8 protein-coding genes are annotated in these 9,592 nt (G+C 48.6%); all 8 read right to left on the bottom strand.

The features are described 5' to 3' along the window. The coding region (locus KW93_RS00115) for a hypothetical protein (RefSeq protein ID WP_033540913.1) at positions 1–1,046 on the bottom strand (1,046 nt) is incomplete at its 3' end. 12 nt (positions 1,047–1,058) lie between these two features. Continuing rightward, positions 1,059–1,898: an ABC transporter permease gene (locus KW93_RS00110; RefSeq protein ID WP_033540912.1), complete on the bottom strand. Its 840-nt coding sequence runs from the start codon at positions 1,896–1,898 to the stop codon at positions 1,059–1,061. Further along, entirely contained in the window at positions 1,895–2,830 is a 936-nt protein-coding gene (locus KW93_RS00105) for an ABC transporter ATP-binding protein (protein WP_033540911.1), read from the bottom strand. The genes KW93_RS00110 and KW93_RS00105 overlap by 4 nt, the downstream gene beginning before the upstream one ends. Further along, the gene (locus KW93_RS00100) at positions 2,827–5,184 is read right to left on the bottom strand and encodes a hypothetical protein (RefSeq protein WP_033540910.1); all 2,358 of its coding nucleotides are present in this window, start codon (positions 5,182–5,184) and stop codon (positions 2,827–2,829) included. Before KW93_RS00100 ends, KW93_RS00105 begins: the two co-directional genes overlap by 4 nt. Before the next feature lie 102 nt (positions 5,185–5,286). Then, entirely contained in the window at positions 5,287–6,402 is a 1,116-nt protein-coding gene (locus KW93_RS00095; protein ID WP_033540909.1) for an N-acetyldiaminopimelate deacetylase, read from the bottom strand. A gap of 9 nt (positions 6,403–6,411) precedes the next feature. Beyond that, positions 6,412–7,125 carry a 2,3,4,5-tetrahydropyridine-2,6-dicarboxylate N-acetyltransferase gene (gene dapD / locus KW93_RS00090; protein WP_033540908.1) on the bottom strand — a complete coding sequence of 238 codons (714 nt, stop codon included), beginning with the start codon at positions 7,123–7,125 and terminating at the stop codon, positions 6,412–6,414. Positions 7,126–7,191: 66 nt separating this feature from the next. Beyond that, positions 7,192–8,067, bottom strand: a complete 876-nt coding sequence (locus tag KW93_RS00085; protein ID WP_033540907.1) for a LysR family transcriptional regulator — start codon at positions 8,065–8,067, stop codon at positions 7,192–7,194. Then, the gene (locus tag KW93_RS00080) at positions 8,057–9,535 is read right to left on the bottom strand and encodes an MDR family MFS transporter (RefSeq protein ID WP_033540906.1); all 1,479 of its coding nucleotides are present in this window, start codon (positions 9,533–9,535) and stop codon (positions 8,057–8,059) included. Before KW93_RS00080 ends, KW93_RS00085 begins: the two co-directional genes overlap by 11 nt. Positions 9,536–9,592: the final 57 nt, after the last annotated feature.

Below are 9,592 nucleotides of genomic sequence, written 5' to 3'. Positions count from 1 at the left end.
CCTTCTCCTTCGCCTTCCCCGTTGCCTTCACCTTCAGCGCTTTCGGATCCCTCATCGCCAGCTGCACTATCACCGGCGCCTTCACCTTCACCGCTGCCCGCCGAATCGCTCTGCTGGCCGTCTGCCCCATTTTCTGATTCTGAAGCTGATTCCGATTCCGGATCCCTTTCAGTTTCATTGGAATCCTCTGGATCAGCGGAAAGATCATTGGCAGCAAGCGCTTGCTGCAGATCGGATGCCACCGGTTTGCCCATTTCACTTAACGCTGTTTGTGTTTTGCCTGCCTGTTCGGCCAATTTCGCGGATGCATCACTCAAATCCTTTGCTTCTTCATTTGCCTGTTCGGTTTCTTCCTGCATTTTCTTTTGTTTTTGCAGCTCGAGCTCTTTCTGCTTTTTCACCAGTTCGCGCAGCGCCTGTTCAGGAGTTTCGCTGTCTTTAAGCTTTTCTTCCAGATTTTCCATCTCTTTTTTTACTACAGGCGATTTGGCCTGCTCTTTTTGCTGCTCCACTTTCTCAATCATTTCTTCTATTAATTCCTGTTCCTGCTCATGCTCTTTCGCTTCGAGTTGCGTCGAAGCAGGGAACAATCCCGATATGATCAATAAAATGGCCAGTACTATCGAGGTCAGCAGCCACTTTGGCAAAAACCATTCATTTTTCTCTTTTTTGAATAATTGGTAGCTTATATGGATTTCTTTTTCTATCCTGGCTGCTAAATCGGCTGCCAGATGATTGCCGTGAGGCAGCTGCGACAAAGTAAGGAGCTGGTTATGGGGCGTATACTTATCCAGCTCTGTAATTGCCTGTTTGCGGCGGGGAATGGCCCTGATATTCCACAGCCAATGAATAAAAACGCCAAGTCCCGCTGCAGCATATACATAAAATCCATAATAAGGAAAAACAAACAGCCTTGAAATCACCAATACCAGCAGCGCTGCAGCCAAACCAGAACAAAGAGCAATTTGCAATGTTTTCCCCATATGCTGCAGTTTCAGGCGGCGGTTTGCTTTTTTGATAAATTCAGTGATTTTCCGGCTGTCCATAAGGCATTCTCCTTATCTGTATTTATTCATATTAACCCGCAGTCTGCTGACAGAAAGCCACATTGCTGCGATAAAAATCAGGATGTAAAAAATGGAATAGCTAACCCATAACGGAAGCGGAATTCCAGTCGCCAGGCTGATTTCATCATTAAAACCGGGCTCCAGTAAAGTGAGCAGCACCACCGCCGGGTTGATGCTCGCCCAAAAATAGCTGAGCGGCGAGATTCCCGATCCCATGGCTGCTCCAGACAGTGTGACCGTGAGAATGAGAAAAAATCCGGTTACGGCTGTTAAAAAAATCGTTGTGCCATAGGTCACAATCATCGAAGTGATGGTCCGCCGGGTCAATGTGGAATACATGACGCCCAAACTGCCGATCACCAGCAAAGTCAAAAAATAAAACAGAAAGATGACTGCAATCTGGCTGGGAGCCACTCCTCCATATAAAAATACCATACTGTAGATCGGCAGTCCGGAAACCACCAGCAGCAGCAAAAACGCAATAGATGACAGCAGTTTTCCGAAAATAATCTGGAAACTGCTCTGGGCCGTTGTCAGCAGGATATTCAGCGTCTGCTTTTCGCGTTCACTGCTGATGGTGCCCGCAGTCAGTCCCGGTGTGATAAACAAAATCAGCCCCAGCTGGATATAGCTCAGCATACTGAACAGCATGAAACTTTCTGCCGGACGGAAAAATCCGCCGCCTGTAACCGAACTGGTGAGGTTGATGAAACCGAATACAAAAATCCCCATGACCATCAAATAAAAGAATAATCCGGTAAAACTTTTCATATTCCGGAATCTTAATTTTATTTCCTTTATCAGCACGGGATTGGCCAGGAGCTCTTTCATATCGTTTCAACTCCTTTCGTAATTTCCATGAAGATATCCTCCAAATCGGTTTCTTCTTCTGAAAATGACAGGACAGGCAATCCGGACGCCATTGTCCTGCGCAATAAAACCAATTGGTCTTCATCGCTGCCCTTATAAAGGAACTGGACGGTCCGGCCTTCGATATTTTCGGTAATCTGCGAAACCTGGGGATCATTTTCGAAAAACGCAACCGCTTCCGCCAATGGTCCAGCCAGTTTGACACTGATGACTTTTTCGCTTTGAAGCCTTTCCTGGATGCTTTGGACAGATCCATGGGCGACCAGTTCCCCCGAATCGATGACACCGAGGCTGTCGCACATTTCAGCGAGTTCCGGCAGGATATGGGAAGAAATCAGGATCGTTTTTCCCATCGCTTTCAACTCCTTCAGAATTTCCCGCATTTCCACCCGTGCACGCGGGTCAAGCCCCGAAGCCGGTTCGTCAAGTATCAGAATGCTCGGATCATGGATCAGCGCACGAGCCAGGCAAAGGCGCTGCTTCATCCCACGGGACAGCAGGTCAACATAATCGTAACGCTTGCCGGCCAGATTCACCAATTCGAGGAGCTGCGGAATCAGCACTTTACGCTGCTGTGCATCAAGCCCGTAGCTGGCTCCGTAAAAATCGAGATACTCCTCTGTTTTCAATTGATCATAAACGCCAAAGAAGTCAGGCATGTAACCGATCTGCCTGCGCACTTCATGAGGATTCTCCGAAATGCTGAAGCCGTTGATCCACGCCTCTCCGGCAGTCGGCTGCAGGAGTGTTGCCAATATTGAAAATGTCGTTGTTTTGCCGGCGCCATTCGCTCCGACAAATCCAAAAACAGTCCCTTTTTCAATGGTCAGGTTCAAATTTTTCAGAGCGTAAAAGGAACCGTATTTTTTGGTTAATCCCTTTATTTCAATCATTGATTCACAACTCCTTCCAGAACTATTTCAGGCAACGTAACTTCCGAATAACCGGTCTGTGCATTATTGAAGATTCGGATTTCTATTTTTCCGTCATCGGAAATATAATTGCCGCTGTTGTCAGTCAAATCGGTGGATCCTGCCGGCAACGCTTCAAATTCACCTGTATCCGTGCGGAATATGGATAATTCCACATCCGTCGCAGCTGTTTGGATACTGAGTCCTGTCCAGTCTGCTTCCGCTTCGGTCAACGCGTCCGGAAGCTGGTACTGTACCATGTATTCACCAGGTTCCAGGCCGTAGAACCCTGGATTATCAGGGTATTCATGAATAAAGCCCCTCGGATCTGCCGCCTGGATATCCACATCGAAATTTTCCGTATCGATCCTAATTTCCCCTTCAAACGTGACAGCCGGCTCGAAACTTTGCGCAAGCAGATGGACTGCCGACACTTTGGCATCCTGATTCTCCAGACTTACGGGTACGAGCGCATCACCCGAATACGCGATAAGATAAGGAGTGGAGGCATTGCCCTTCAAGTGTTCATAAGACAACGCCAATGCGCTTTGTTTTCTGGCTTCGACCAACTCTTCTTTAGTGGTCATCGGCTGATAACCGAGGATTTGGCCGATGGGCGAAATCGGCTGCAGCAAATCGGATTGCAGCGGTTCAGCCACCTGTTTTTCTTCACCCGGATTAAAATCACCCAATGAAAGCAGCCGGGTGCCTGTCCAGATTGCGGCATCGCGGACTGCAAACGGGAAGGAATTTCGAATAGTACCATTTAAAATGCCATCTTCCACCGCCAGCTGAATATCAAAATTACCGCTGCCGCTGATATAAGATTGACCGATGAAAGAAGCAACCGACCAATAGCGCATATCGAGAACCGTCAATGTTGACGAACCCGCCCCTTTTTCCAGTATGGCGTTATTATGCAGATTGCCTCCTGCGAACTGGTCTCCTGCAGTCGCTGTCATCGTAGTCGTGGGAGGAGCGGTAAACCGATAATCACCTCCGCGGTTCGACAGCAGCGTGTTCATGTAATACCCTGTCAGCCCTCCGTCATCGTCCACTTCAAAAAAACCGGTCTGCTGAATCTGCGGATTGGCAATGCGGTCTTTTGCACCTGCTGCAAAAATTCCGATGGACGCCAGAACTGCAAACACCGGAATTGCAATCCAGGCAAATTCCCGTTTGTCTTTTTTGGTCAGCACGACATACAGCACCGGCACAGCCAGAATGATATACAGCAGAATAATGAAAAACATGGCTGTTTTTGAAACTGCGAAACTTTCGAACAGCTCATTGGTCATGCCCATTTCATAAGACATTCTTTCTTTGATGGACTGATCCTGCTGAATAGAAGCTGCAGCGGGGACATCGCCGAGCAAAGCGAGAAGGAACTCTCCGTAGCCCTGCTGTGTAACGACCGGTTCATCCCCCAGCGAAAAAGCAGTCTGGATTATCGTCCCTGAGCCAGCGGTCGCAGCAGCAGCGAGAATTTTGTCCTGTTCGCCAAGAAGCACCTGCGCTCCTTCTTTGATTTCTGACTGAAAAACAGGAATCGGATTTTCAAATCCGGAAACCGGTATTTCTCCCTGCGAAGACAGTTTCATCGGTAGCAGGTCGGCGAGATTTCCCATTGACGCTTCCAGATTGCTGTTTGCTCCGATGATTATATTTCCTCCCTGTTCTAACCAGGCAGCAACGGCCTCCTGCGTGTCAGCCGGAAGATCGCTGTATGGAAATTCGTCGATGATCAGGTAATCCAAACTGTCCAGCGCCAGTGCATCTGACGGCAAAGCCATACCGTCCTGCTGATTGAAATAGAAGACTTCGGCATCCGCTCCTCCAGCCGGCAATACTTCCCCTAGTCCACGCAGGCGATCCGCATTTTCAGTCAAAGCGCCGACGAACAGAACCTCAGCGTTATAATAATTGGGCTGGATCGATTTGCTGCCCGTAAATTTTATGGCGCGCCCATCATCCCAGCCGCCCTCATAAAGGAAAATCGTCTGAGCAACCGTACCTCCGGAGTATCTATTGTCCATCATCCCTGGCAGCGAAAGGCGGTACGTCTTGCTTTCCCCCGTTGCAAGATCAAGAGGGACAGCGAGTCCTGAACCGATGTTATAGCTTTCGGAATAATCGATAATGAGGTCCCCTGAAAAAGCTGTGCCGCTATTTGTGGCTGTGATGGTCAGCGGAACTCCCCGGTTATATTTCACCTTATTTTGAAAACCGGCTTCAACATCGATTGTAATATCCGCTTCCGCCTTTACCCACTGCGGAAAAATGCACAATATCGATGCAAATAGAATAATGAATGCAAATGAGAAATACTTTTTCATGCGGCCCCTCCTTTTCTTCTCTATTCATTAGTACGCCCCGGCTGTAAAATAGTTCCTTCAGATTATAAAGAAAAGCGGACAGCAAGATGCCGTCCGCTTTCTTTATTGTCTGCTGAAAAATTCATGGATAAAACCGGGCATGAATTCGAGAACTTCTTCATCAGGATCCAGTTTTGCATGATGGAGACCGAATTCTGAATCGACGCCGGCCCAGAACATCATTCCAGGAATCTGTTCAGTAAAATAACCAAAATCTTCCCCGGTCATTGCGGCATCTGCGCGGACAGCTGTGATGCCGTCGGCTGATGCGGCGAAATCCAGGAATTCTTCAGCCAATTGCCCATCATTATCCACTTCTTTGTAAGAAGCTCCATAATCTATCGAGATCCGGCAGTTATAGCCGGTTTCCACCGCTTTGCAGATTGCTTCGATGCGCTGTTTCATTTTCAGCATCGATAGATTGTTGAGTGTCCGTATCGTGCCTTCCAGACGGGCATTTTCCGCGATGATGTTCTGCACTGTGCCCGCTGTGAATTTTCCTACGGTGAGCACTGCCGAATCCATCGGGTTGATGCTGCGGCTGACAATCGTCTGCAGCTGCATCAAAAGGGATGCCCCCGCTACCGCCATATCTTCCGTCAAATGAGGAAATGCTGCATGTCCGCCTTTGCCGTGCAGATCGATGAAAAGTTCCGACGTATTGGCAAACAGCAGACCCGGTTTTGTCGATACTGTTCCGACCGGCAATTCCGGTGCGATATGCATGGCAAATATTTTATCCGGCCAGAAATCGGGGCGTTCGGTTTTCAGCCATTCCCGGAACGGCAAAGCTCCGCCGGGCCCTTCTTCCGCCGGCTGGAAAATCACGAGCACATCCTGTTTGACTGGTTTGTTCACCAGCTTATGCAGTAAACCGATGGCATTGGCCATATGGATATCGTGGCCACAGGCATGCATGAAGCCGTCATGAAGTGAACTGAACGGATAACCCGTGTTCTCTTTTATCGGCAGCCCATCAATGTCCGTGCGCCAGGCAATCAATTTGTCGGCATCGTATCCGCTCACTTTTACGGCCAGCCCCGTCTTCCATTCGACAATTTCCATCCTTTCCTGCGGCATCGACCGGATCAGCTGCAGGAGATGCTGCTGCGTTTTAAATTCCTGAAATCCGAGTTCCGGTATGGTGTGCAATTCTCTTCTGATTTTAATGAGGTCCATGACTGACCCTTATAACTGACGCAATTCTTGTTTGATTTCCGTTTTCGAACGTGTTTTTTCATCCATTAATTTTAAAACACGTGCCGGTGTGCCGCCAACTACCGAATTCGCCGGTACGTCTTCGATCACGATGGCGCCTGCTGCTACAACTGCGCCTTCACCGATGCGCACACCTTCAAGCACAACAGCGTTAGCGCCGATCATCACATTGTCTTCCACAATGACCGGAGTTGCCGATGCAGGTTCAATAACGCCTGCAAGCACTGCGCCTGCTCCGATATGGCAATTCTTGCCGACAGTCGCACGGCCGCCCATGATAACGCCCATATCAATCATCGTGCCATCACCGATTACCGCGCCGATATTGATGACCGCACCCATCATGATGATGCAGTTATTGCCGATTTCCACATTATCACGGATAAATGCACCCGGTTCGATACGGCTGTTGATATTTTTCAGATCCAGCAGTGGAATGGCGGAATGGCGGCGGTCGTTTTCGACAACATAATCTTCGATTGAATCCTTGTGTTGTTCCAGCGCTTTTTCAAGATCTGTCCATTCACCGAAAACAGTCGCATGAGCGCCTTCTCCGAAAACTTTTGCAGACTCGCCGTAATCTAATGAGGCAACGCCTTCCCCTTTTACATAAACTTTAACAGGCGTTGATTTTTTTGCATTCTGTATGTACGAAATTATTTCATTGGCATCCATTTGTTTCATCTTTGAAAACCTCTTTCTATAGTTAATGATGTAATTATAACGGAATTCGAGATTAAATTCATTACTCTACTTCAATAAAGCGGCATGCTTTTGCACAATTTCCACAAAAGCGGTGACCTGCCGCAGCTCAAATGCCGACTCATAGCCGATCAGCCATGTATCGCGCGTCAGTTCCAAATCCTCTGCGTGTCCCGATAAAGCGACAGTATGGACGTCTTCTGTCCCGTTCAAAGTGATGGCCGGCAGAATTGCGTAGCCGATGCCGTTGACTGCCATCTGCTTGCACGTTTCAATTTGATCCACTGTTATTTGCCGCTTGGGATTTGACTCAAAATGTTTTTGCCACCATTGCTGGATTTCTTCATAATAATTGGAATCACTTTTGAATTGGATAAAAGGCCGTTCTGTTTTCATTACCTGATCAAGTGAATTGATTTCTTTGTCGACGAGATACAGGGTGTCCCGGAATAAGTGAATTTTTTTCCCTTTCCAGTCTGTATGCCCCCGGACAATTCCGATATGCGCCTCGCCTTCATACAGCGCCCTCGTAATTTCTGAACTCCAACCCGTAATCAGCTGGATCTTTGCCTGTGGATAAAGCGTGACGAAATCCTTCAGCACTTTTGGCAGCCAGTTCTGCCCAATAATGGTGGCACAGGCGATTTTCAATGTGCCGTGCACTTTGGACGTCAGCGTATGGAGCACTTCGAAAATCTCTTCTTTCCGCTGGAGCGTTTCATTGGCGTAGCCGATAACCAATTCGCCGGCGGGAGTCGGGGTCAGCCCTTTTTGGGAACGGATGAACAATTGCTGGCCCCATTCTTTTTCGATGGATTGCAGCCTTTGCGAGAGGGCCGGCTGTGAAAGGAAAAGCCGCTCTGAAGCTTTTCGCATATTGCCTTCTTCGGCCAGAATTTTAATGATCATTTCTTCATTCGACATTTTTTCCCACTCCTTTATCCCGTGGCAGCCCGAAAATCAGCAGGAGGCTGATAAAGGCAAACACTGCCATTAATGCATAGACGTTTTGCAGCGCAAGTGACAATCCGTTCTGCAGATAATCCAGTGTCCCGGCAAGCATCCCTTCCCGGCTGTCCACAGTCAACAGTGTATTGATGGAGTCGAGATTGTATTCTCCATCACCTTGCGCAAAATAGTTCAGCAGCGACGTATTCAGCACGGTTCCGAGCAGCGCCACACCGATCGTGCTGCCGAGATTACGCATGAACATGTTAGACGCCGTGGCGACGCCCCGTTTTTCGTAATTGACAGCGCTTTGGATGGAAACGATGAACGCCGTGCTGGTCAGCCCCATCCCTATTCCAATAACGAAACTCGACAGTGCCGCCCACCATGGACCTGATTCCGGACGCATAGCCACGAATAGTAACGCTCCTGCCACCAGAAACAGTCCGCCCGCCAGTGATGTGCGGAAATTTCCATACCTGATCAATAATCGGCCAGATAATGTGGCGGCAATCGGCCAGCCAATTGACATGGCAGTCAATGTGAATCCGGCGATGGCTGCCGGCTGTTCCATAACGCCGGTTACATAGGTCGGCAAATAGCTCGAAACGGCAATGAGGATGACGCCTGTAGCAAGAGAAACAAGATTAGCGTAGAGAATCGTTTTGTTTTTCCAAATATCAAACGGCATAATCGGATCTTTTGCCCGGCGTTCAACAAAAACGAATAAGGTGAACGCCAGCACTGCCGTTATTATAAGCATGACCGAAGTTGCAGAGAGCCAGTCAAAACCGACTCCTCCTTCAATAAGAAAATAGAGCAAACTGACCAATCCAATGGTCAGCAGCAAAGCACCTGTGTAATCGATCACAGGCTTGCCGTTTTTCTTCGGCTCCTTCAAGAACACCAAAACGCCTGCAAGCGCCAATATCCCAAGCGGTATATTGACCCAAAAAACATATTCCCAGCCGACTGTAGCGACAAGGACCCCGCCGATCGCTGGCCCTGAAACCGCTGAAATTCCCCACACACTGGATAAATAACCCTGGATTTTAGCGCGTTCTTCTGCAGAATAGATATCTCCCACTATAGTGGTCGCTATTGGCAATACGGCGCCTGCCCCCATTCCCTGAATCAGGCGGAACAGGATCAATTGATCCATCGTAACGGCCAAACCGCACAGCAGGGATCCGACAAGAAACAGCAGGATCCCGAAAGCGAAAATCGGCTTCCGGCCGAATATATCGGATAATTTTCCGTAAATCAGAACGGTCACTGTATTCATCAATAGGTAGGCTGAAAATACCCAGCTGTATTTTGAAAACCCACCCAGGTCTGCGGCAATGCTAGGCATGGCTGTAGCCACAATTGTCGCTTCCACCGCTCCGACGAACATGGCCAGCATGACCGACGCCAGAACGAGTGGCCGATTTGTCGTCTTCATAGTCGATTTTCCTCTTTTCAGCTGACATAAGAAAAGCGACGGCACCCGTTAAGCTCT

It is taken from the genome of Planococcus sp. CAU13 (assembly GCF_000775575.1).
Taxonomy (GTDB): domain Bacteria; phylum Bacillota; class Bacilli; order Bacillales_A; family Planococcaceae; genus Planococcus.
The sequence above is the reverse complement of the archived record's forward strand: the minus strand, read 5'-3'. Positions and strand labels throughout refer to the sequence as shown.